The following is a 22866-nucleotide window of genomic DNA, read 5'->3' on the forward strand; positions in this document are numbered from 1 at the left end:
GACCCGGTTTGCCCGCTTTGCCTGATCCCGCACTCGACGCTGTGTACTTGGATCGACGCGGCGAGTGACGCATTCCAACAGGTCAGCCACGGGCCTTGTTGTCAGATCCGGCACTGTGCTGGAATTCCCCGGACCGCCGCATCACATCGAACCGGCGCGCAGGGGGCGCGGACGAGTACCGAGCGGCGGTGATGGGCACATCTGCCTCCTCGTGACCCGGGGCGGCCTGAGCCCCCATGACTCGACACCGTCCTGTCCGCTTCATTGCGGGGGACGCCTGGTCCAGAGGTTGCGACGCTAGTGCAGGGACGTTTCAAGAGGGACAGCGGCGCTGCGGGTGACCCGGAGCAGCCAGGCGGGACCGGCAGCGGTCCGGCGCAAGCGGCCGGCGACACCGGGGCCGCCACGCCGGGGACCACCGCGGCCACCGGTCGGACGAGCACGCCCAGCGGTATCGAGGCGGGCAAGATCACCGGCCTGGACGGCAAGCCCGGCCCGCGCATCGCCATGCGCAACTGGCGCATCAGCACCAGACTTGTCTCCCTGCTCGCGCTCCCCGTGGTCACCGCCTCCGCGCTCGGTGGCCTGCGGATCAGCAGCTCGCTGGACAACATCAACCAGCTCGAGCACATGAAGACGCTGACCGACATCACCGAGCACGCGACCGACCTGGCCGCCTCGCTCCAGGAGGAGCGCGACAGCTCGGCCGGCCCGCTGGCGTCGAAGCAGAAGGGCGACGACCAGGTCGCGTCCTCGCGCAGCGACACCGACCGCGAGTTGAAGCTGTACGAGAGCGCCACCGACGACGTCTCCGCCGACGACCCGATCTACAGCGGTGTGCGCGCCACCCTGCTGTCCATCGGCCAGCAGCTCAACAGCCTCTCCGACATCCGGAACACGGCGTACACCTCCCAGTCCGGCATCGGGCAGACCGTCTCGCAGTACGACGGTCTGATCCAGTCGTTGCTGTCGCTGTCGCAGGACATGGCGCAGGCGACCAACAACCACGAGATGATCCAGGCCACCCGCGCCCTGGCGGCGTTCTCCTCCGCCAAGGAGTACGAGTCGATGCAGCGCGCGGTCATCAGCGCCGCGTTCGCCACCGGCGGGAAGCTCGACGCCAACGACTACCAGACCGTCTACTGGGGCAGCCAGGACGAGGACACCGCGCTCAAGCGGTTCCAGAGCATCTACGGAACGGCCAGCCAGGAACTGCTGCAGCCGATCCACGACAACAACAACATCACCGAGCACGACACGATGCGGCAGCGCATCGCCGCCTCGCAGAACGCGATCACCAAGATCCAGAGCTCCTACCTCGACTGGGACGACGCCGCCAAGACCAAGATCCAGGCGATGAACCAGATCGAGCGCACGCTGCTGAACGACATGCAGCAGAAGGCGCTCAAGCTGCAGAGCGAGGCCAAGCAGGAAGCGCTCATATCCGGCGCGATCATCCTGCTGGTCCTCGGTGTCGCGGTGGTCGGCGCCTTCATCGTGGCCCGCTCCATGATCCGCTCGCTGCGCCGGCTGCAGCAGACCGCCCAGGACGTCGCCCAGAAGCGGCTGCCCGAGCTGGTCCGGCAGCTGTCCGAGACCGACCCCCAGGACGTGGACACCTCGGTCGAGTCGATCGGCATCAACAGCCGTGACGAGATCGGCCAGGTGGCCCGCGCCTTCGACGAGGTCCACAGCGAGGCGGTCCGGCTCGCGGCCGAGCAGGCGCTGCTGCGGGGCAACGTCAACGCGATGTTCACCAACCTCTCCCGCCGCAGCCAGGGCCTCATCCAGCGCCAGCTGTCGCTGATCTCCGAGCTGGAGTCCCGCGAGGCCGACCCGGACCAGCTGTCCTCGCTGTTCAAACTGGACCACCTCGCCACCCGTATGCGCCGCAACGGTGAGAACCTGCTGGTCCTCGCCGGTGAGGAGCCGGGCCGCCGGTGGACCCGCCCGGTGCCGCTGGTCGACGTGCTGCGCGCCGCGGCCTCCGAGGTGGAGCAGTACGAGCGGATCGAGCTGACGGCGGTACCCACCGCCGAGGTCACCGGCCGGATCGTCAACGACCTCGTCCACCTGCTCGCCGAGCTGCTGGAGAACGCCACCTCGTTCTCCTCGCCGCAGACCAAGGTGCGGGTCACCGGTCACTCGCTGCCCGACGGCCGGGTGCTGATCGAGATCCACGACACCGGTATCGGCCTGTCCCCCGAGGACCTGGCCGACATCAACGAGCGGCTGGCCAACCCGCCCACGGTGGACGTCTCCGTCTCCCGCCGGATGGGCCTGTTCGTGGTCGGCCGGCTGTCCCTGCGGCACGGCATCCGCATCCAGCTCCGCCCGTCCGACTCCGGTGGTACGACCGCGCTGGTCATGCTGCCGGTGGACGTCACCCAGGGCGGCGCCGCCCCCAAGAACATGGGTGCCGCCGGGCGCCCGGGCGCCGCTCCGGCGGCGCCGAGCGGCACCGGCATCGCCGGCGCCTTCGGCAACGCGCCGCGGGTCGCCGCCGCGCCGCCGCGCGGCCAGGTGCCCGCCGGGCAGCCCCGGCCGGCGATCGGCGCCGGTGCCGGCGGCGGGCGCGGCGGGGCCGGTGGCCCCGGTGGCGCGCCGCAGCAGCCCGGCGCGCCGCGCTGGGCGGCCCAGGACGGCCCGCAGGGCTTCCCTGACGACCGCGGGGTGGAGACGCCGCGCGGCCACGAGGACGTGGAGGGCCCGGGCTTCGACGCCTTCGACGGCCCCGCGCCCGCCGGGGGCGGCTTCCAGCAGGGCCCCGGCGATCCGTTCGGCGGCCAGCAGGGCAGGCAGCCCAGCGGCGGCCGGCCCACCCAGGGTCAGCCCGGCCAGCCGGGACAGCCGGGACAGCAGCCCGCTCAGGGCCGCCCGGTCGGCGGTTTCCCGCCCCCGCAGCCGCAGAACACCGGTCCGGGCGGCTTCCGCTCCGATGTCTTCGGCGGACGCCCGGGACCGACCCCGCGGCACAGCGGCGGTCCCGGCCCGGACGAGACGGCGCAGTTCCCGGTCGTCCGCGAGGACGGCTTCGCACCCACCGGCCAGCAGGGCCCCGGCGGCCAGAACGCTCCCGGCGGGTTCAACGGCGGCGCCCCGGGCCAGTTCCAGGGCCCGCAGCAGACCGGCCAGCCCAACCAGTCCGGCCAGACCGGCCAGTTCCCGCTGCCGGGCCAGGGCGGCGGTCTTCCGCACCGCGGCGGCCCGGGCCAGCAGCCGCCGGCCGGCCAGGTTCCGCACCAGGGCCAGGGTCCCGGCGGGCCGGGTTACGCCCGCGGTCCGCAGGAGCCGTACAACCCCGGCGGCACCGGCCAGTTCCCGGTGCCCGGCCAGGGCGGTCCGGGTGACACCGGCCAGTTCCCGATGGCGCCGCAGCCCGGCGACCCGGGCGAGACCACGCAGTTCCCGGTCGTCCGCGAGGACGGCTTCGCCCCCACCGGCCAGGACGAGCGCAACAGCCGCACCGGGCAGTTCCCGGCCGCGCCGCAGCAGGGCCAGCACACCGGCCAGTTCCCGGCGCCCGGCGGCGGTCGTCCGGCCGGCGGCGGCGGGCTGCCGCAGCGCGGCCCGCGCGGGCCGCAGGGCAGCCCGGGCTGGGCGCCCGGCCAGGACCCGTTCGACAGCGCCTCGTCCTTCGGCGGCGCGGGCGGCGGCGGGAGCACCGGCAACCACCGGCTGCCCAACCGCCCCGGACCCGGCGGCGAGACTCCCCCGGCCTTCGGCGGGGCGAACCCGGGCCAGTACCCGGTGGCTCCCAACCAGCCGCGGCAGCCGCAGCCCGCCGAGGGCCCGGGCTACCCGGGCCAGCAGCCCGGCGACCGGCGCCCCGCGCAGTACCGCCCGGAGCCGCAGGAGCCGATGGCGCTGCCGCCGGCCCCGACCCGGGGTGACGAGCCGACGCCGATCTTCTCCGCGATCGAGTCCGACTGGTTCCGCACCGGCCAGGCCGAGCGCATGCAGCAGATCCACGTCGAGCAGGCGGCGCAGGCCAGCGCGCAGGCGTCGGCGCAGGCCGCCGCCCAGGCCGCCCGCTCCCAGCAGGCCCAGACCCAGGCGCCCCGGCCGGTGGGCCGGACCGCTCCGCCGCAGCGTCCGCGCGGCGAGCAGCGGCCGGCGCCGGGCGCGCCGCAGAGTTCAGCGCAGCGCCAGAACGGTGTTCCGCAGCCGACCGCCCAGGCCTCCCAGCTGGCCCCGGGCAACCCGTCGGCTCCGGTCGCCCAGCCGCTGCCGCGAGAGACGCCGAACTGGCGCAGCTCGCCCAACGACGCACTACGGCAGCGGGCCGAACAGGTCCGTGAGCCTTCGGCCGGCGGGGTCACCCCCTCCGGTCTGCCGCGGCGCGTGCCCCGGGCCAACCTGGTCGCGGGGGGAGCGGCGCCGCAGCAGGCGCCGCAGGGCGGTCCGCAGGTTTCGCGGGCTCCCGACGATGTGCGCGGACGTCTGACCAACCTCCGCAGGGGTATCCAGCAAGGCCGCCAGGCCGGCGGTCAAACCGACGGCCGTGGTTTCGGTACGAACTCCCAGGAGCGCTAGTTGAGTGCGATGAGCCAGGCGGCACAGAATCTGAACTGGTTGATCACCAACTTCGTGGACAACACCCCCGGGGTGTCCCACACGGTGGTGGTCTCCGCCGACGGCCTGCTGCTGGCGATGTCCGACGGATTCCCCCGTGACCGGGCGGATCAGCTGGCGGCGGTCGCCTCCGGCCTGACCTCGCTGACAGCCGGTGCCTCCCGCATCTTCGAGGGTGGCAGCGTCAATCAGACCGTGGTCGAGATGGAGCGCGGTTTCCTGTTCCTGATGTCGGTCTCCGACGGTTCCTCGCTGGCCGTGCTCGCTCACCCCGAGTGCGACATCGGCCTCGTCGGCTATGAAATGGCCCTGCTCGTCGACCGGGCGGGCGCGGTGCTGACGCCGGACCTCCGGGCCGAGCTCCAGGGCAGCCTCATGCACTGACCGTTCCCGTGACAGCCGTGACAGCGATCCATCCGACGATCCATCCGAAGACGTTGCCGAAGACGTTGCCGATGAACTCAAAAGGCGAAGCATCATCCGTAATTCCGCACCAGCCGTAGCACTGCCCGGACACGGAGGACCCTCATGACCCCGCCACCCGCCTCGCCGGGCCCGTACGGAGCTTCGCACCATGCTCCGTACGGGGTGGAAGGCGACCAGCCGCTGGTGCGGCCGTACGCCATGACCGGTGGCCGTACCCGGCCGCGCTACCAGCTGGCCATCGAGGCGCTGGTCAGCACGACCGCGGACCCGTCGCAGTACTCCGGGCTGCTGCCGGAGCACCAGAGGATCTGCCACCTCACGCGTGAGATCAAGTCGGTGGCCGAGATCTCCGCACTGCTCGCCATCCCGCTCGGCGTGGCCCGGATACTCGTGGCCGACCTCGCCGAGGCGGGTATGGTCGCCATCCACCAGCCGGGCAGCGGCGAAGCGGGCGGCCAGCCAGATGTGACACTGCTTGAGAGGGTGCTCAGTGGACTTCGGAAGCTCTAGGCCACAGCCGCAGACGGCGTACGGTGCGCCGCCGATGCGGTCCACGACCTCCGCGAAGATCGTGGTGGCGGGCGGCTTCGGCGTGGGCAAGACCACGTTCGTGGGTGCGGTGTCGGAGATCAACCCGCTGCGGACCGAGGCCGTGATGACCTCGGCGTCGGCGGGCATCGACGACTTGAGCCATGTGCAGGACAAGACCACCACCACGGTGGCGATGGACTTCGGCCGTATCACGCTGGACGACGACCTGATCCTGTATCTGTTCGGCACGCCCGGACAGGACCGTTTCTGGTTCATGTGGGACGACCTGGTGCGCGGCGCCATCGGCGCGGTGGTACTGGTGGACACCCGCCGGCTGGCCGACTGCTTCCCGGCGGTGGACTACTTCGAGAACAGCGGCCTGCCGTTCGTGATCGCGCTGAACGGCTTCGACGGCCACCAGCCCTACCGCCCCGAAGAGGTCCGCGAGGCACTGCAGATCGGACCCGAGGCACCCATCATCACCACTGACGCGCGCCACCGCGGCGAGGCGAAGAGCGCGCTGATCACCCTGGTCGAGCACGCGCTGCTGGCACGTCTCAAGTAGCCTCCGCCGCTGCCGATTCACTCACTCAGGGAACTACGGGGACCCGTTGTGTCGTTGGACACGGCGGGTCCTTGTGTTCATAACATTTCGACAGAGTTTCGGAGGCTGGTGAACACACCTCGCGCTCAGCCGGTGCCGTAGCGCGTACGACTCTCCTAGGGTCTGACAGCATTTTAGGCTTATGCCCGTTTTACATTCACGGCGCGGACGCCGGTTCCCCCATTCCAGAGGTTTGGCCAGCGAGCCCATGACGTGCTGGAATTCGCAGAACCCGAGCGTAGGAACGGCCGTCGTTGCGCCGTCGCCGAGAGGTTGTTGGTTCAGTGAGGAACACCAGGCGAGCAGAGGCGGGCGCCCCACAGGGTCCGCGGGGGAACTTCACGCCGCCCGAGCGCACGGGGGCCACGTTCGCGGAGCCGGCCGCGGTGGAGTCCGCCGCGCTGCCCGATCCGGGCAGCCGTTTCAACATGCGCAACTGGCGCGTGGCCACCCGGCTGAACGCGATCCTCCTGATCCCGGTGCTCGTGGCCCTGATCTTCGGCGGTTTCCGGGTGAAGAGCTCGGTCGACACCTGGCACCAGGCCGACGCGGCGGTGCGTACCGCCAGCCTGATCAAGGCCGCGTCCGACTACAGCAACGCCCTGGAACTGGAACGGGACAACACCGCGGTCCCGCTGCTGGCCGGCCGGAAGAACGCGCCCGCCGTCACCGCCGCCTACGCCGCGACCGACGCCGCCGCCCGCGCCTTCAACGCCGCCGCGACCCATGTACCCGACACCGCCGAACTCAGGCGCCGGATCGCCAACTTCCGCGCGGTCGAACCCCAGCTCTCCGATCTGCGCAAGATCGCCTACACCCGGCAGCTGTCCGGGGTGCAGACCGAGGAGTACTACGTCAAGATCCAGCACCCGCTGATGGAGCTGGACAACGAACTCGGTTTCGGCACCACCAACGCCGCCGCCTATGGCCGCACCCTTTACGCCATCTCGCTGGCCAAGTCCGCCCAGTCGCTGACCCGGTCGATCGGTACCCACATCCTGGTCGAGCGGCCGGTGTCGGCCAAGGAACTCGCGCTGCAGAAGACCTCGCTGGGCTCGTACCAGTATCTGGAGGGCATCGCGCTGGAGGAGTTCCAGGGCGGCGGCACCGCGCAGGACGAGCAGAATCTGCTGGCCGCGCAGAAGGCCGCGCAGGCCAAGGGCCAGCTGGAGATCACCGACGCGCAGCGCAAGGCGGAGTCCGACCACACGGCGTTCGTGGTGCCGCCCGACCTGACCACGATGATCACCGACATCGCCACCCCCGGCCGCGGCGCCGGCCAGCTCAACGCGATGGGCATCACCCCCGCCTCCTACATGCAGGCGGCCGGGCTGTCCTTCAACGCCTACCGCTCGGTCGAGGTGCGGCTGGCCGACCAGGCGTCGACCGACGCCGCGAAGGTGGCCTCCGACGCCCGGCGTGACGCCCTCATCAACTCCGCGATCGTGGTGATCGCGCTGATCATCGCCTTCATCGTGGCCGGTCTGATGGCCCGCGCGATGAGCCGCAGCATGCGCCGGCTGCGCGGCGCGGCCTTCGACATCGCCGAGAACCGGCTGCCGGGCCTGGTCGACCAGCTCTCGCGGACCGACCCCGGCCGGGTGGACACCCGGGTGGCGCCGATCCCGATCAACACCCAGGACGAGATCGGCGAGGTCGCCCGGGCCTTCGACCAGGTGCACCGCGAGGCGGTCCGGCTGGCCGCGGAACAGGCACTGCTGCGCGGCAACGTCAACGCGATCTTCACCAACCTCTCCCAGCGCAACCAGGGCCTCATCCAGCGCCAGCTCACCTTGATCACCGAGCTGGAGAACAACGAGGCGGACCCGGACCAGCTGGAGAACCTCTTCAAGATGGACCACCTCGCCACCCGTATGCGGCGCAACGGCGAGAACCTGCTGGTGCTGGCCGGCGAGGAGGCGGGCCGGCAGTGGAACCAGCCGGTGCCGCTGGTCGACGTGCTGCGCGCGGCGGCCTCCGAGGTGGAGGCGTACGAGCGGATCGAGCTCGTCGGCATCCCGGAGACCGACATCCACGGCAGCGCGGTCACCGACCTGGTGCACCTGCTGGCCGAACTGCTGGAGAACGCCTCGTCGTTCTCCTCCCCGCAGACCAAGGTGCGGGTCACCGCGACCCGGCTGCCGGACGGCCGGGTGATGGTCGAGATCCACGACCGCGGCATCGGCCTGACCGCCGAGGACTTCGCCGACATCAACCACAAGCTCGCCGAACCGCCCACCGTCGACGTCGAGATCGCCAAGCGGATGGGCCTGTTCGTGGTCGGCCGGCTGGCCGACCGGCACGGCATCCGGGTCCAGCTGCGGCCCTCGGGCGAGCAGGCCGGCACCACCTCGCTGGTGATGCTGCCGGAGCCGATCACCCACGGCGGCGGCGGCGAGGAGTTCCTCGGCGACGAGGACAGCGACTTCACCGTCTCCCGGATCGTGCCCGAGCACGAGGCGGCGCAGGCGCCGGTCTTCCGCCCCGAGGTGGTCGCGCCGGTACCCGGTCAGCGCACCGCGGCGGAACTGGGCTTCGACGACTCCCGCTACGAGCCCCAGGCCGGTCTGAACCCGGTGGGCCGCTCGCTGCAGCGCGAGGGGCGGCGTGCCCAGTTGGAGGCGGCCGCGGCGGACCGCCAGGAGGACGCGGAGCCGCAGCAGCCGCCGGAGGAGACGCCGGCGCCGGCCGCGGCCTCCTACGAGGAGCAGCCGTATCAGGAGCAGCCCTACCCGGAGCAGCCGTACCAGGAGCAGCAGCCCGCCTACGACGGCGGCTTCGGCTACGAGACGGCCGTCCCGGCCGCCGCGACCGGCGACGGCTACCAGGCCCCCGCGGACGGCTACCCGCCGGCCCAGGGCTACGACCAGAGCTACGACCCGGCGTACCAGCAGCAGGCGTACGAACAGGGCTTCCAGGCGGACTACCAGCCGCCGCGGTCCCCGCAGCCTCCCCAGCGCAACGGTTTCTTCGGCGAGTCCGGCCAGTCCTACAACGGGAACTACGGCGGCGCCTACGAGGCGCCCTACAACCCCGAGTACGGCCAGGGCGAGCAGGCCGGCTACGACCCCGCTTTCAGCGGCGAGGGTCACCCGGCGGAGTTCCCCGGTTACAGCCCGGCGCAGGACAACTGGACCGGAGCTGAACCCGGGGTGGCGGAATCCGCTCCGCCGCTCCCGCAAGCACCGTCGGAGAGCGTAGTCTCGCCTTCGCTGACGGACGCCGGCTTGCCGCGCCGCGACCAGCAGCAGGGCGGTTCACCTGAGGATCAGGCTACTCAGGAGGACCACGAGAACCTCGAACCCAACGATCCGCCGGACCCGGACGAATCCGACTGGCGGTCCACGAACGACGAGCATTGGCAGCGGGCCGAGCAGGTCCGTGAGCCAAAGGCAGGCGGAGTCACCCCCTCCGGCCTGCCACGGCGGGTGCCCAAGGCCAACCTGGTCCCGGGTGCCGCGACGCAGACCCCGCAGGGAGGCCCACAGGTCTCCCGCGCACCGGAAGACGTACGCGGCAGGTTGAGTAACCTGCGGCGTGGCGTCCAGCAAGGGCGCACTGCTGGAACTGACACGAACGGACAGGCCACCGACAGCCGATTCGGCGGCCCCCAGAACCAGGAGCGCTAGTTGAGTCCGATGAGCCAGGCGGCACAGAACCTGAACTGGTTGATCACCAACTTCGTGGACAACACCCCCGGGGTGTCCCACACCGTGGTGGTCTCCGCCGACGGCCTGCTGCTCGCGATGTCCGACGGATTCCCCCGCGACCGCGCCGACCAGTTGGCCGCCGTCGCCTCCGGCCTGACCTCGCTGACCGCCGGTGCCTCCCGCATCTTCGAGGGTGGCAGCGTCAACCAGACCGTGGTCGAGATGGAGCGCGGCTTCCTCTTCATCATGTCCGTCTCCGACGGTTCCTCGCTGGCCGTACTCGCTCACCCCGAGTGCGACATCGGCCTCGTCGGCTATGAAATGGCCCTGCTCGTCGACCGAGCGGGCACCGTACTCACTCCCGACCTTCGGGCCGAACTGCAGGGCAGCCTGCTCAACTAACGCAGCACGGCGTGCGGCTGGTCCGGACCCCGCCCAGGGGCCCGGACACCGGCCGGCAGGCCGCATCAGGAGGAGGACTCGTGAGCACGTCCCCCGGTGGAGACCCGTACGGCAGTCAGCAACAGCCGCCCGTGAACCCGTACCAGTTCCCTTCGGCGCCCACGCCGGAGCCGGGTCCGCAGTACCGGCAGCCACGGATCCAGCCGTACGCGCCTCCGCAGGCTCCGCCGCCCCAGGCCCCGCAGGGGCCCCGTGGCGGCGGTGCGGGCGGCGGCCGGCGGCCCACGCCCTCAGGTCTGGTGCGCCCGTACGCGATGACCGGCGGCCGTACCCGGCCGCGCTACCAGCTGGCCATCGAGGCCCTGGTCAGCACCGCGGCCGACCCCGAGCGACTGCGCGGGCAACTGCCCGAGCACCAGCGGATCTGCCTGCTGTGCCGGGAGGTCAAGTCGATCGCGGAGATCTCCGCGCTGCTCACCATCCCGCTCGGCGTGGTGCGCATTCTCGTGGCCGACCTGGCCGAGGCCGGCCTGGTCGCGATCCACCAGCCCGGTGGTGATGCGGCGGCCGGTGGCCAGCCTGACGTGACATTGCTTGAAAGGGTTCTCAGTGGACTTCGGAAGCTCTAGCGGTCCAACCCGCGCCACCACATCGGCGAAGATCGTGGTGGCGGGCGGGTTCGGCGTGGGCAAGACCACGTTCGTCGGTGCCGTGTCGGAGATCAACCCGCTGCGGACCGAGGCCGTGATGACCTCGGCCTCGGCGGGCATCGACGACTTGAGCCATGTGCAGGACAAGACCACCACCACGGTGGCGATGGACTTCGGCCGCATCACGCTGGACGACGACCTGATCCTCTACCTGTTCGGCACGCCCGGACAGGACCGCTTCTGGTTCATGTGGGACGACCTGGTACGCGGCGCCATCGGCGCGATCGTGCTGGTGGACACCCGCCGGCTCGCCGACTGCTTCCCGGCGGTGGACTACTTCGAGAACAGCGGCCTGCCGTTCGTCATCGGCCTCAACGGCTTCGACGGCCACCAGCCCTACCGCCCCGAAGAAGTCCGCGAGGCACTCCAGATCGGACCCGAGGCACCCATCATCACCACCGACGCCCGCCACCGCGGCGAGGCCAAGAGCGCGCTGATCACCCTGGTCGAGCACGCGCTGATGGCGCGGCTGCGCTGACACCGGCCGCCACGACGGCTTCGGCCCCCCACCGCGGCTGCGGTGGGGGGCCGATGTGCTTGCGGCTCGCGGTCGTTGCGGGCGGTCAGCCCTGCCAGGAGTGCGGGGCGCGGAAGCCCGGGGTGCGCTCCAGGCGGCGCCAGCCGGCGGTGGAGCGGACCGGGACGGACGGGGCCGGGGTCTCGCCCGCCGCGGCGCGCGCCAGCAGGATGGCGGTGAGCGCGGCGAGTTCCTCCGCGTCGGCTTGACCCTTCTCGACGCGGACCAGTGAATCGGCGGGGGTGCTCATGGCGGTCTCCATCGAGGGCTACTGAGGGGGGTTGCCGTGCTTGCGCGACGGCAGGTCGGCGTGCTTGGTGCGGAGCATCGTCAGTGCGCCGATGAGGACTTCGCGGGTTTCGACCGGGTCGATCACGTCGTCGACCAGGCCGCGTTCGGCGGCGTAGTACGGGTGCATGAGTTCGGCCTTGTACTCCTTGACCATGCGGGCGCGCATGGCGTCGGGGTCGTCGGCCTCGGCGATCTGCTTGCGGAAGATGACGTTGGCCGCGCCCTCGGCGCCCATCACGGCGATCTCGTTGGTGGGCCAGGCGTACGTCAGGTCCGCGCCGATGGACTGCGAGTCCATCACGATGTAGGCGCCGCCGTAGGCCTTGCGCAGGATCAGCGAGATGCGCGGCACGGTGGCGTTGCAGTAGGCGTACAGCAGCTTCGCGCCGTGCCGGATGATCCCGCCGTGCTCCTGGGCGACACCGGGCAGGAAGCCGGGCACGTCCAGCAGCGTCACGATCGGGATGTTGAACGCGTCGCACAGCTGGACGAAGCGGGCCGCCTTCTCGGAGGCCTGGATGTCCAGCACGCCGGCCAGGGACGCGGGCTGGTTGGCGACGATGCCCACCACCTGGCCGTCCAGCCGGGTCAGCGCGCAGATGATGTTGGTGGCCCAGCGCTCGTGGATCTCCAGGTACTCGCCCTCGTCGACGATCTCGGCGATGACCTGGTGCATGTCGTAGGAGCGGTTGCCGTCGGCGGGCACCACGTCCAGCAGGATGTCGCCGCGCCGCCCGGGCGGGTCCTGGCACTCGACCGCCGGGGGGTTCTCGCGGTTGTTCTGCGGCAGCAGCGACAGCAGGTAGCGGACCTCCTCCAGGCAGGTCTGCTCGTCGTCGTAGGCGAAGTGCGAGACACCGGAGACGGTGGAGTGCACGTCCGCGCCGCCCAGCCCGTTCTGGCTGATCTTCTCCCCCGTCACCGCCTGGACCACGTCCGGGCCGGTGATGAACATCTGGGAGGTCTCGCGGACCATGAAGACGAAGTCGGTGAGCGCCGGGGAGTAGGCCGCGCCGCCGGCGCACGGGCCGAGCATCACGCTGATCTGCGGGATCACGCCCGAGGCGCGGGTGTTGCGCTGGAAGATGCCGCCGTAGCCGGCCAGCGCCGAGACGCCTTCCTGGATCCGGGCGCCGGCGCCGTCGTTGAGCGAGACCAGCGGGGCGCCCGCTGAGATCGCCATGTCCATGATCTTGTGGATCTTGGTGGCGTGGGCCTCGCCCAGCGCTCCGCCGAAGATCCGGAAGTCATGGGCGTACAGGAACACCGTACGGCCGTGCACCAGGCCCCAGCCGGTGATCACGCCGTCGGTGTAGGGCCGCTTGCCCTCCAGACCGAAGCCGGTCGCCCGGTGCCGGCGCAGCGGCTCCACCTCGTGGAACGACCCCTCGTCCAGCAGCAGGTCGATCCGCTCACGCGCGGTCAGCTTGCCCTTCGCCCGCTGTGCCTGCGTGGCCTTCTCGCTCGGCCCACGCCGCACCTCCTCGCGGATCGCGTGGAGTTCGGCGACGCGCCCGCGGCTGTCGTTCGCCGCGACGGGCACCTCTTGCGATGTGGTCATGTACCGACAGTACGAGCGTGGGGCCGATTTTCGACCCGTCTGCTTCGTACAGTGTCCGTCGGCACTTCATGGTGGTTCCCGACAGAAGCGCTTGTGGGGGCGGTCCGGGCGGTGTTCGGCGGGGCCTCGCGGTTTGTTCCGTCTTGCCCGATCCGGTTGGGCCGTCCGGGTGAGGCGGGCTCAGCGGCCGGCGATCGCCTCGGACAGCGCCAGGACGCGGTGCGCCTGTTCGACGTGCAGGTTCTCGATCATCCTGCCGTCCACCGTGGCCACCCCGCGCCCCTGTGACGTGGCCTCTTCGAACGCGGCGATGACACGCCGGGACCGGTCCACCTCGGTCGCGTCCGGCGCGAAGATCCGGTTGCAGGCTTCGAGCTGGCCCGGGTGGATGAGCGTCTTGCCGTCGAAGCCCAGCTGGCGGGCTTGGAGGGTCTCCGCTTCAAAACCGGGCAGATCCCGCACGTCGTTGTAGACACCGTCCAAGACGACCTTGCCGGTGACCCGGGCCGCCAGCAGCGCCAGGGACAGCGCCGTGAGCAGCGGCGCCCTGCCCGGGACATGCTCGGCGCGCAGCTCCTTGGCCAGGTCGTTGGTGCCCATCACCAGGACGGTGAGCCGCGCCGAGGCGGCCGCGATGGCCCGCGCCTCGAACATCGCCTCGGGTGTCTCGATCATCGCCCACACCGCGGTGCGGTCCGGGGCGCCGGCCGCCTCCAGCGCGGCCACGATCCGCCGTACGGTGTCCGGCGAGTCGACCTTGGGCACCACCACCGCGTCCGGTCCCGCCTGCGCGGCGGCTCTGAGGTCGTCGGCGTGCCAGGGGGTGCCGGGGGCGTTCACCCGGATGGTGACCTCGCGGTAGCCGTACGCGCCGCTCGCCGCGGCGGCCGCGACCCGCCCGCGGGCGTCCGCCTTGGCGTCGGGCGCCACCGAGTCCTCCAGGTCGAGGATCAGGGCGTCCACGGGCAGGGACGCGGCCTTGTCCAGGGCGCGCTGGTTGGAGCCGGGCATGTAGAGCACGGATCGGCGGGGGCGGGGGGCGGTCGTCATGGGGCCTCCTGGTGCGGGGTGTCCTGGTAGGTCGCGTACGCCTCGGCCAGTTCCGGGTCGCGGGCGGCCAGCGTGTCCGCGAGCCCGGCGACGACCAGGCACTGCTTGTACGTGGCGTCGTCCTGCATCTTGCCGTCGATCATCACCGCGCCGGTGCCGTCCCCCATCGCGCCGATCACCCGCCGGGCCCAGGCCACCTCCGCCGGGGCGGGCGAGAACACCCGCTGGGCGATGGCGATCTGGACCGGGTGCAGGGTCCAGGCGCCCACGCAGCCGAGCAGGAAGGCGTTGCGGAACTGGTCCTCGCAGGCCGTCACGTCCTGGATGTCGCCGAACGGCCCGTAGTACGGCAGGATGCCGTGCGCCGCGCAGGCGTCGACCATCCTGGCGATGGTGTAGTGCCACAGATCCTGCTGGAAGGTGGCCCGGGGCGCGTCGGGGGCCGTCGGGTCGGCCCGGACCAGATAGCCGGGGTGACCGCCGCCCACCCGGGTGGTCTTCATCCGCCGGCTGGCGGCGAGGTCGGCCGGCCCCAGCGAGATGCCCTGCATCCGGGGGCTGGCCGCGGCGATCTCCTCGACGTTGGCCACGCCGGCCGCGGTCTCCAGGATGGCGTGCACCAGGACGGGCCGCCGCACCGGAAGCCCGTCGCGGACCGCCCTGGCCTCCAGTTGGGCCAGCAGCCGGTCCACGTAGTGGATGTCCTGGGCGCCCTCGACCTTGGGGACCATCACGACGTCGAGCTTGTCGCCGATCCCGGTGACCAGGGTGAGCAGGTCGTCCAGCGCCCAGGGCGAGTCGAGGCTGTTGATCCGGGTCCACAGCTGGGTGTCGCCGAAGTCGGTCGCGCGGGCGATCCGTACCAGCCCGGCCCGGGCCGCCTCCTTGCGGTCGGCGGGCACCGCGTCCTCCAGGTTGCCCAGCAGGACGTCCACCCGGGGCACGAGGGCGGGGACCTTGGCGGCCATCCTCTCGTTGCCGGGATCGAAGAAGTGGATCATCCGGGAGGGCCGGAACGGCACCTCGCGCAGGGGGGCCGGGGCCCCCACCGCCAGGGGACGGAAGAAGTCCTTCGCCGAGCGCATGCGGATCTCCCGGTGGTCGGTCGCGGGCGGGGAGGTGACCTGTGCGGACCCGTACGGACCGTGCGGACCCGTTCCGCCCCACCCTATGACCGGCCGGCCCTGGCGGTTACCCGTCAGTATGTGTGCCGTTGGTCACCGGCTCCCACCGCATCGTCATATCGGGTTCGTGCTCCATGTTGCCGGACCCGTCGCTCGTGTCGGTCACCCTGAACCCGTGGTGGGCGTAGAAGGCCCGCGCGTCGGTGTTCTTCTGGAAGACGAACAGCGAGAGCCCCGCGGGGCAGTGCGCCTGCGCCTGCCGCAGCAGCAGCGTGCCGATGCCCTGCCGCCGTGCGTCGGCCAGCAGGTAGAGGGCGTTGAGCACGTCCTGCTCGACCGCCGCGTAGCCGACGATCCGGCCGCCGGCCTCGGCCACCCACACGGCCGACCTGGGCAGCAGGATGTCCCGTGCCCACGCCTCCACTTGGGCGTCGGTGCGCTGGCGGGGCGGCAGATACGGCATGGTCGCCTCGCGGGACCTGATGTGCACCTGGGCGATGGCGGCGGCGTCGGAGGCCGCGGCGGTACGGACGAGGGGTTCGGTCACCGGGGCACCCTACGGGGGCGGCGCGGCGGACTCGACCGGATTTCCGCGGGCCGCCCCCGTCGGACGCCGGCGGTCAGGCCTTGGCGCGCAGCGGCGCGAGGGCGGCGCTCCAGGCGACGACCTGGTCGAGCGTGGTGGTGAGGGCGTCACGCTGGATGTCGCTGGGCTTGAAGACGCTGAAGTTCTCGAAGTCGGTGTAGAGCGAGAGGGCGACCTGGGCGCGCACGTCGGCCATCTGGAGCTCGCCGGCGATGAGGCGCAGGTGCTCGACCGCGCGGGCACCGCCGAGGGCGCCGTAGCCGACGAAGCCGACGGCCTTGTTGTTCCACTCGGCGTTGAGGAAGTCGATGGCGTTCTTCAGGACACCGGAGGTGGAGTGGTTGTACTCCGGGGTCACCATGATGTAGCCGTCGAAGGAGTCGATCTTGCTCGCCCACTCCAGGGTGTGCGGCTGGGTGTACTGGCGCATCGACGGCGGGTAGGCCTCGTCGAGGTGCGGCAGCTTGTAGTCGAGCAGGTCGACGAGCTCGAACTCCGCGTCGGTGCGCTGGGAGGCGATCTCGGTGACCCAGCGGGCGACGGCCTCTCCGTTGCGGCCCGGGCGGGTGCTGCCGAGAATGATGCCGATCTTGGTCATGGTGTTCCCTGATCCCTTTGCTGTGTTCGCTGCCGCGCGCCCGCGGTGTACGGCTCCGGCGGGCGGCGCGGGCAACTTTTGATTGCGCTTTCAAGCATCCACGCTAGCACTTGCTTCGTCAAGCAATTACTATGCCGGTATGCCCGCTCTCGACGAACGACCCTACCCACCGGAGCAGCCCGACCGTCCCCAGCCCCTGAGCGCCGCCGAGGAAGCGCTGGTCCGCGCGCTGGGACGGATCATGATGGTCCTCCCCCGCACCATCGACGCGGACATGCTGCGCGACGCGCACCTGCCCCTGTCCGAGTACACCACCTTGATGCATCTGTCCGAGGCACCGGACCGGCGGATGCGGATGAGCGAACTCGCCACCGCCTCGCTCGTCTCACTGAGCGGGATGACCCGGATCGTCGCCCGGCTGGAAGGCGCGGGGCTGGTCGAGCGGGTCAGGTGCGACGAGGACGCCCGCGGTCTGCACGCCGTGCTGACCGAGGCCGGGTTCACCCGCCTCCAGCAGGCCTGGCCCGCCCATCTGGCCAGCGTCCGCCGGCACATCCTGAACCACCTCGACGGCGCCGACCCCGCCGCGCTCACCAGCGTCCTGGACCGGTTCGCGAGCTGACCCGCCCCGCCGGGCACCGCGCGGCCCCGGGCGGCGGCCCGCGAGAACGGCCGGAGGAGAACGACATGAACCACCCCGCACCCGACCCGACGGCCGTCACGATCGGCCTGGACACCTTCGGCGACGTGACCGACGACACCGACGGCTCCCCCTTCAGCCACGCGCGCACGATCCGCGGCCTGGTCGAGGAGGGAGTCCTCGCCGACCAGACCGGCCTGGACCACTTCGGCATCGGCGAGCACCACACCGACGCGATGCCGCTCTCGGCCGCCGACGTCGTCCTCGCGGCGATCGCGGCGCGCACCGGGCGCGTCCGCCTCGGCTCCGCGGTGACGGTGATCAGCTCCGACGACCCGGTACGCGTCTTCCAGCGCTACGCCACTCTCGACGCCGTCTCGGGCGGCCGCGCCGAGGTGATCCTGGGCCGCGGTTCCAGCACCGAGTCCTTCCCGCTGTTCGGCTACGACCTCGGGGACTACGAGACGCTGTTCGAGGAGAAGGTCGAGCTGTTCGCCGAACTGCTCAAGGAGAAGCCGGTCACCTGGTCCGGCACCACCCGCCCGCCGCTCGACGGCCTGACCGTCTATCCGCACACCGAGACCGGGCCGATACCCACCTGGATCGGTGTCGGCGGCAGCCCCCAGTCGGTGGTGCGGACCGCGCGGCACGGGTTCTCGCTGATGCTCGCGATCATCGGCGGCGAGAGCGCGCGGTTCGCCCCCTTCTCGCGGCTGTTCGAGCAGGCGCTGGAGAAGTTCGGGCAGCCCGCCCGGCCGGTCGGCGTGCACGCGCCCGGCCATGTCGCGGCGACCGACGAGCAGGCGGTGGCGGAGTTCCTGCCCTCCTTCGAGGCGGCGATCCGGCGGGTGTCCCGGGAGCGCGGCTTCCACCCGCCGACCCGGGAGAGCCTGGCCCGCGACATCGGTCCCGGCGGCGCGCTGCACATCGGATCGCCCGAGACGGTGGCCCGCAAGATCACCGCCACCCTCACGGACCTCGGCGCCACCCGCTTCGACCTGAAGTACGGGATGCAGGGCATGTCGCACGCCTCGGTGATGACCAACATCGAGCTGTACGGCACCGAGGTGGCACCGCTGGTCCGTGAGATGATGAGCGGTTCCTGACCCGCGGCGGTGCGGCGGACGAGGGGGCCCTGCGGGCGTCCGCAGGGCCCCCTCGTCCGCCGCCGGGCTACTCCTGGGGGTCCAGGCCGACCCGCAGCAGACCGAAGGTGTAGGCGTCGTCCAGGGCCTGCCAGGAGGCGGCGATGACATTGTCGGCGACCCCGACCGTCGACCACTCGGCGCTGCCGTCGGTGGTGGTGATCAGCACCCGGGTGGTGGAGTCGCTGCCGGAGCGGCCTTCGAGGATGCGGACCTTGTAGTCGACCAGCGCGAAGTGCGCGAGCTGGGGGTAGATCTGCTCCAGCGCGGTGAGCAGCGCGCGGTCGAGGGCGTTGACCGGGCCGTTGCCCTCGGCGGTGGCGACGATGCGCTCGCCCTTGGCCCACATCTTGACGGTGGCCTCGTTGGCATGGGTGCCGTCGGGGCGGTCCTCGGTGATGACCCGCCAGGACTCGGTGCGGAAGAAGCGGCGGGTGCGGCGGTCCACCTCGGCGCGCAGCAGCAGCGCGAAGGAAGCGTCGGCGGCCTCGTACGTATAGCCCTTGGCCTCGCGTTCCTTGACCCGCTCCACCACCCGGCCGACCAGCTCGCGGTCGCCGCCCAGATCGATGCCGAGTTCCTTGCCCTTGAGCTCGATGGAGGCGCGGCCGGCCATGTCGGAGACCAGCATCCGCATGGTGTTGCCGACGAGTTCGGGGTCGATGTGCTGGTAGAGGTCGGGGTCCACCTTGATCGCCGAGGCGTGCAGCCCGGCCTTGTGCGCGAAGGCGGAGACGCCGACGTAGGGCTGGTGGGTGGCGGACGGCAGGTTCACCACCTCGGCGATGGCGTGCGAGATACGGGTCATCTCGCCGAGCGCGCCCTCGGGCAGCACCCGGCGGCCGTGCTTCAGCTCCAGCGCGGCGACCACCGGGAAGAGGTTGGAGTTGCCCACCCGCTCGCCGTAGCCGTTGGCGGTGCACTGCACATGGGTGGCGCCGGCGTCCACCGCGGCCAGCGTGTTGGCGACCGCGCAGCCGGTGTCGTCCTGGGCGTGGATACCGAGCCGGGCGCCGGTGTCGGCCAGCACCAGGCCGGTGACGGCCTGCACCTGCGCGGGCAGCATGCCGCCGTTGGTGTCGCACAGCACCACGACGGAGGCGCCGGCCTCGTGGGCGGCGCGCACCACCGCGGTGGCGTACTCGGCGTTGGCCCGGTAGCCGTCGAAGAAGTGCTCGCAGTCCACGAAGACCCGCCGGTCCTGCGCCACCAGGTGGGAGACGGTGTCGCGGACCATCTCCAGGTTCTCTTCGAGGGTGGTGCGCAGGGCCAGCTCGACATGGCGGTCGTGCGACTTGGCGACGATGGTGATGACGGGGGCGCCCGAGTCGAGCAGCGCCTTGACCTGCGGGTCGTCCGCGGCCTTGGAGTTGGGCCGGCGGGTGGCCCCGAAGGCGACGAGGGTGGCGTGCTGGAACTCCAGCTCCTTGGCGGCCCGGGCGAAGAACTCGGTGTCGCGGGGGTTGGCACCCGGCCAGCCGCCCTCGATGAATCCCACCCCGAAGTCGTCCAGGTGCCGGGCGATCGTCAGCTTGTCGGCGACGGTGAGGTTGATCCCCTCACGCTGGGCGCCGTCGCGCAGCGTGGTGTCGAAGACGTGGAAGCTGTCGTCCGGTTCGGCGGTCATGGCGTTGCTAACTCCTGTCGGGTGAGTGGGTTGCCTCCGGGCGGGCGGGCCGTCCGGAGGTTCCGACTCCACTTGCCCCCATCATCCCGTGTGCCTCGCGCCTCCGGCGGTGTGGGCCGGGAAACGAAAAAACCTCTCGCGGATGCGAGAGGTCTGCACGCGGGTCTGGGGCACGGTGCCGCTCCACTGGGGTCAGCGGAACGGTCACTGCGGACCGGCGTGCCTGCTGCCAATAATCATCATGGCGTTCGAGGACACCCCAGCAGTGTCGCACACGTCGCGCCCGGCGGGTGGTCGGGTCTCACGATTCGGGCTGTGCGTCCACTCAGGGGTGCCCCAGGGGCTGGCGTTCGCCGTCCGCGGCCGGCGCTCAGGCGCCGAGGGGATGCATCCAGCCGTGCGGGTCGGCGGCCCGGCCGGTCTGGATGTCCAGCAGCGCGGTGCGCAGCCGCATGGTGACCTCGCCGGGCTCGCCGTCGGCCACCGTCCAGTCGGCGCGGGTGGACTTCACCGAGCCGACCGGGGTGATGACGGCCGCGGTGCCGCAGGCGAAGACCTCGGTGAGCGACCCGTCCTCGTTGCCCCGCTTCCAGTCGTCCACGCTGATCCGGCCCTCGGCGACCTCGTAGCCCAGGTCGGTGGCGATGGACAGCAGCGAGTCGCGGGTGATGCCGGGCAGCAGCGAGCCGGACAACTCGGGGGTGACGATGCGGTTCCCGTACACGAAGTAGAGATTCATCCCGCCCATCTCCTCGATCCAGCGCCGCTCGATCGCGTCCAGCCAGACCACCTGGTCGCAGCCGTGCTCGATCGCCTGGGCCTGGGCGACGAGGGAGGCCGCGTAGTTGCCGCCGGTCTTGGCCGCGCCGGTGCCGCCGGGCGCGGCCCGCACGTACTCCTCGGACAGCCAGACCGAGACCGGCTTGACGCCGCCGGAGAAGTAGGCGCCGGCCGGGGAGGCGATCACCAGGAAGAGGTATTCGTTGGCGGGCCGCACACCGAGGCCGACCTCGGTGGCGAACATGAAGGGCCGCAGGTAGAGCGAGGCCTCGCCCTCGCTGGGCACCCATGCCCTGTCCTGCTTGACCAGCGTGTCGCAGGCCGCGATGAAGGTCTCGACCGGCAGCTCCGGCATCGCCAGCCGGCGCGCGGAGGTGCGGAAGCGCTCGGCGTTGGCCTCGGGGCGGAAGGTGGCCACCGAGCCGTCGGGCTGGAGATACGCCTTGAGTCCCTCGAAGATCGTCTGGGCGTAGTGCAGCGTCATATTGGCGGGGTCGAGGGACAGCGGCGCGTACGGGACGAGTTGGGCGTCGTGCCAGCCGCGCCCCTCGGTCCACCGGATGGTGACCATGTGATCGGTGAAGTGACGGCCGAAGCCGGGGCTGGCCAGGATCGCGTCCCGCTCGGCGTCGGCGAGCGGGTGCGAGGAGGGCTTGAGCTCGATCGTGGGCGTCGTCATGTCTGTGTCCTTCACCGTGTTCGCTGCCGTCCCGATGCTAGGACGTCCAAGTTTCCCGCCGTGATACGGCCCCGCCGTCTGATTATCGCAGTGGCGGGGCCGTGGGCCTATCGAGGAGCGGGACGACCTGCGACTACCGGTCGGCCCGGGTCATACCCGCGTGGTGCGCGCGGTTCACACGCTCGCGGCCAGCGCGTCGCCGATCTCGACGGTGGAGCGCGCCGGCCGGCCGGCCCGTCCGGCCAGGTCGGCGTGGACCGCGGTGTCGATCCGGTCGGCCTCGGCCTCGAAGCCGAGGTGCCGCAGCAGCAGGCCTACGGAGAGCACGGTCGCGGTCGGGTCGGCCTTGGACTGACCGGCGATGTCCGGGGCCGAGCCGTGCACCGGCTCGAACATCGAGGGGAAGTCGCGGCTCGGGTTGATGTTGCCGCTGGCGGCGACACCGATGCCGCCGGAGACGGCGGCGGCGAGGTCGGTGATGATGTCGCCGAAGAGGTTGTCGGTGACGATCACGTCGAACCGCTCGGGCTGCGTGACCATGAAGATCGTCGCCGCGTCCACGTGCAGATAGTCGGTGCTGACCTGGGGGAACTCCTCGCCGACGGCGTGGAAGATCCGGGTCCACAGGTGGCCCGCGTGCACCAGCACGTTGTTCTTGTGGACCAGGGTGAGCTTCTTGCGCGGCCGGGCCTGGGCGCGGGCGTAGGCGTCCCGGACCACGCGCTCGATGCCGAACGCGGTGTTCAGGCTGACCTCGGTGGCGACCTCGTGCTCGGTGCCGGTCCTGATGGTGCCGCCGTTGCCGGTGTACGGGCCCTCGGTGCCCTCGCGGACCACCACGAAGTCGATCTCGGGGCTGCCGGCCAGCGGCGAACTCACCCCGGGGAACAGCTTGCTGGGCCGCAGGTTCACATGGTGGTCGAAGGCGAACCGGAGCTTGAGCAGGAAGCCGCGCTCCAGGACGCCGGAGGGCACCGACGGGTCGCCGATCGCGCCGAGCAGGATGGCGTCGTGCGCCTTCAGCTGCGTCAGGTCGTCGTCGGTCAGTGTCTGCCCGGTGGCGTGATACCGCTTCGCACCGAAGTCGTATTCCTTGGTCTCCAGCTTGACGTCCTGCGGGAGGACCGCGGCGAGGACTTTGAGGCCCTCGGTCACGACTTCCTGGCCGATACCGTCACCGGGGATCACTGCGAGGCTGATGCTGCGAGACATGTCGGCACCTTACTCCGCGTCCCACCCCGTGACATGCGCTGTCCGCATGGCGGGACGCTGCACGGGGCGGCGAACGGGCCTCGGTCCCACCCGGCGGGCGTCAGTGGGCCTGCTGGGATTCATGGCCGGTCTGACCGCCGTTGTCACGGCGGTCCATG

General features: G+C 71.3%; 19 protein-coding genes. 10 read left to right on the forward strand and 9 right to left on the reverse strand.

From position 1 onward, the window contains the following. Positions 1-300: 300 nt before the first annotated feature. The 8 genes from ACFO3J_RS04230 (at position 301) to ACFO3J_RS04265 (ending at position 11376) form a co-directional block, all read left to right on the forward strand. Entirely contained in the window at positions 301-4536 is a 4236-nt protein-coding gene (locus ACFO3J_RS04230) for a nitrate- and nitrite sensing domain-containing protein (protein WP_386426234.1), read from the forward strand. Positions 4537-4545: 9 nt separating this feature from the next. Then, on the forward strand, positions 4546-4959 hold the full coding sequence (locus tag ACFO3J_RS04235; protein ID WP_093737125.1) for a roadblock/LC7 domain-containing protein: 414 nt from the start codon (positions 4546-4548) through the stop codon (positions 4957-4959). Between the two features lie 144 nt (positions 4960-5103). Continuing rightward, positions 5104-5511 (forward strand): DUF742 domain-containing protein, encoded by a 408-nt coding sequence (locus ACFO3J_RS04240; RefSeq protein WP_093737126.1) that lies wholly within the window; start codon positions 5104-5106, stop codon positions 5509-5511. 34 nt (positions 5512-5545) lie between these two features. Next, entirely contained in the window at positions 5546-6097 is a 552-nt protein-coding gene (locus ACFO3J_RS04245; protein ID WP_093717894.1) for a GTP-binding protein, read from the forward strand. Positions 6098-6564: 467 nt separating this feature from the next. Continuing rightward, entirely contained in the window at positions 6565-9765 is a 3201-nt protein-coding gene (locus tag ACFO3J_RS04250) for a sensor histidine kinase (RefSeq protein WP_386426602.1), read from the forward strand. A 9-nt stretch (positions 9766-9774) separates the two neighbouring features. After that, a complete protein-coding gene (locus ACFO3J_RS04255; protein WP_033173109.1) occupies positions 9775-10188 on the forward strand; it encodes a roadblock/LC7 domain-containing protein in 414 nt (137 codons plus the stop codon). Between the two features lie 80 nt (positions 10189-10268). Beyond that, on the forward strand, positions 10269-10817 hold the full coding sequence (locus tag ACFO3J_RS04260) for a DUF742 domain-containing protein (RefSeq protein WP_386426236.1): 549 nt from the start codon (positions 10269-10271) through the stop codon (positions 10815-10817). Further along, positions 10798-11376: a GTP-binding protein gene (locus tag ACFO3J_RS04265; protein ID WP_386426237.1), complete on the forward strand. Its 579-nt coding sequence runs from the start codon at positions 10798-10800 to the stop codon at positions 11374-11376. The genes ACFO3J_RS04260 and ACFO3J_RS04265 overlap by 20 nt, the downstream gene beginning before the upstream one ends. A gap of 85 nt (positions 11377-11461) precedes the next feature. Here ACFO3J_RS04265 and ACFO3J_RS04270 read toward each other — a convergent pair whose 3' ends face one another. The 6 genes from ACFO3J_RS04270 to ACFO3J_RS04295 form a co-directional block, all read right to left on the reverse strand. Then, complete coding sequence (locus ACFO3J_RS04270; RefSeq protein ID WP_386426239.1) at positions 11462-11665, reverse strand: acyl-CoA carboxylase epsilon subunit; 204 nt, start codon at positions 11663-11665, stop codon at positions 11462-11464. Positions 11666-11683: 18 nt separating this feature from the next. Then, complete coding sequence (locus ACFO3J_RS04275; RefSeq protein WP_386426241.1) at positions 11684-13267, reverse strand: acyl-CoA carboxylase subunit beta; 1584 nt, start codon at positions 13265-13267, stop codon at positions 11684-11686. Between the two features lie 180 nt (positions 13268-13447). Continuing rightward, a complete protein-coding gene (locus ACFO3J_RS04280) occupies positions 13448-14317 on the reverse strand; it encodes an HpcH/HpaI aldolase/citrate lyase family protein (RefSeq protein ID WP_386426242.1) in 870 nt (289 codons plus the stop codon). Then, on the reverse strand, positions 14314-15402 hold the full coding sequence (locus ACFO3J_RS04285) for an HpcH/HpaI aldolase/citrate lyase family protein (RefSeq protein ID WP_386426244.1): 1089 nt from the start codon (positions 15400-15402) through the stop codon (positions 14314-14316). Before ACFO3J_RS04285 ends, ACFO3J_RS04280 begins: the two co-directional genes overlap by 4 nt. Positions 15403-15508: 106 nt before the next feature. Continuing rightward, entirely contained in the window at positions 15509-15988 is a 480-nt protein-coding gene (locus ACFO3J_RS04290; protein ID WP_386426246.1) for a GNAT family N-acetyltransferase, read from the reverse strand. 73 nt (positions 15989-16061) lie between these two features. Then, complete coding sequence (locus ACFO3J_RS04295; protein ID WP_386426248.1) at positions 16062-16625, reverse strand: NADPH-dependent FMN reductase; 564 nt, start codon at positions 16623-16625, stop codon at positions 16062-16064. Between the two features lie 139 nt (positions 16626-16764). Here ACFO3J_RS04295 and ACFO3J_RS04300 point away from each other — a divergent pair, with 139 nt between their 5' ends. Both ACFO3J_RS04300 and ACFO3J_RS04305 read left to right on the forward strand, forming a co-directional pair. Next, positions 16765-17247, forward strand: a complete 483-nt coding sequence (locus ACFO3J_RS04300; protein ID WP_386426250.1) for a MarR family winged helix-turn-helix transcriptional regulator — start codon at positions 16765-16767, stop codon at positions 17245-17247. Between the two features lie 65 nt (positions 17248-17312). Further along, positions 17313-18371 (forward strand): LLM class flavin-dependent oxidoreductase, encoded by a 1059-nt coding sequence (locus ACFO3J_RS04305; RefSeq protein ID WP_386426252.1) that lies wholly within the window; start codon positions 17313-17315, stop codon positions 18369-18371. Between the two features lie 67 nt (positions 18372-18438). Here ACFO3J_RS04305 and cimA read toward each other — a convergent pair whose 3' ends face one another. The 3 genes from cimA to ACFO3J_RS04320 all read right to left on the reverse strand — a co-directional run bounded on the left by cimA (position 18439) and on the right by ACFO3J_RS04320 (position 22708). Then, positions 18439-20037: a citramalate synthase gene (gene cimA / locus ACFO3J_RS04310; protein ID WP_386426253.1), complete on the reverse strand. Its 1599-nt coding sequence runs from the start codon at positions 20035-20037 to the stop codon at positions 18439-18441. A gap of 370 nt (positions 20038-20407) precedes the next feature. Continuing rightward, a complete protein-coding gene (locus ACFO3J_RS04315) occupies positions 20408-21496 on the reverse strand; it encodes a branched-chain amino acid aminotransferase (RefSeq protein ID WP_386426255.1) in 1089 nt (362 codons plus the stop codon). 174 nt (positions 21497-21670) lie between these two features. Beyond that, a complete protein-coding gene (locus tag ACFO3J_RS04320; RefSeq protein ID WP_386426257.1) occupies positions 21671-22708 on the reverse strand; it encodes a 3-isopropylmalate dehydrogenase in 1038 nt (345 codons plus the stop codon). Between the last annotated feature and the right edge of the window lie 158 nt (positions 22709-22866).

Origin of the sequence: Streptomyces polygonati, from assembly GCF_042650325.1 — a bacterium.
Classification (GTDB): Bacteria; Actinomycetota; Actinomycetes; order Streptomycetales; family Streptomycetaceae; genus Actinacidiphila; species Actinacidiphila polygonati.

Coding starts and splice junctions, on each gene's coding strand:
- ACFO3J_RS04235 (WP_093737125.1), top strand. CDS start 4,546: ATGAGCCAGGCGGCACAGAATCTGAACTGGTTGATCACCAACTTCGTG.
- ACFO3J_RS04280 (WP_386426242.1), bottom strand. CDS start 14,317: ATGACGACCGCCCCCCGCCCCCGCCGATCCGTGCTCTACATGCCCGGC.
- ACFO3J_RS04315 (WP_386426255.1), bottom strand. CDS start 21,496: ATGACGACGCCCACGATCGAGCTCAAGCCCTCCTCGCACCCGCTCGCC.
- ACFO3J_RS04320 (WP_386426257.1), bottom strand. CDS start 22,708: ATGTCTCGCAGCATCAGCCTCGCAGTGATCCCCGGTGACGGTATCGGC.
- ACFO3J_RS04245 (WP_093717894.1), top strand. CDS start 5,546: ATGCGGTCCACGACCTCCGCGAAGATCGTGGTGGCGGGCGGCTTCGGC.
- cimA (WP_386426253.1), bottom strand. CDS start 20,037: ATGACCGCCGAACCGGACGACAGCTTCCACGTCTTCGACACCACGCTG.
- ACFO3J_RS04250 (WP_386426602.1), top strand. CDS start 6,565: ATGCGCAACTGGCGCGTGGCCACCCGGCTGAACGCGATCCTCCTGATC.
- ACFO3J_RS04295 (WP_386426248.1), bottom strand. CDS start 16,625: ATGACCAAGATCGGCATCATTCTCGGCAGCACCCGCCCGGGCCGCAAC.
- ACFO3J_RS04255 (WP_033173109.1), top strand. CDS start 9,775: ATGAGCCAGGCGGCACAGAACCTGAACTGGTTGATCACCAACTTCGTG.
- ACFO3J_RS04275 (WP_386426241.1), bottom strand. CDS start 13,267: ATGACCACATCGCAAGAGGTGCCCGTCGCGGCGAACGACAGCCGCGGG.
- ACFO3J_RS04240 (WP_093737126.1), top strand. CDS start 5,104: ATGACCCCGCCACCCGCCTCGCCGGGCCCGTACGGAGCTTCGCACCAT.
- ACFO3J_RS04285 (WP_386426244.1), bottom strand. CDS start 15,402: ATGCGCTCGGCGAAGGACTTCTTCCGTCCCCTGGCGGTGGGGGCCCCG.
- ACFO3J_RS04305 (WP_386426252.1), top strand. CDS start 17,313: ATGAACCACCCCGCACCCGACCCGACGGCCGTCACGATCGGCCTGGAC.
- ACFO3J_RS04270 (WP_386426239.1), bottom strand. CDS start 11,665: ATGAGCACCCCCGCCGATTCACTGGTCCGCGTCGAGAAGGGTCAAGCC.
- ACFO3J_RS04300 (WP_386426250.1), top strand. CDS start 16,765: ATGCCCGCTCTCGACGAACGACCCTACCCACCGGAGCAGCCCGACCGT.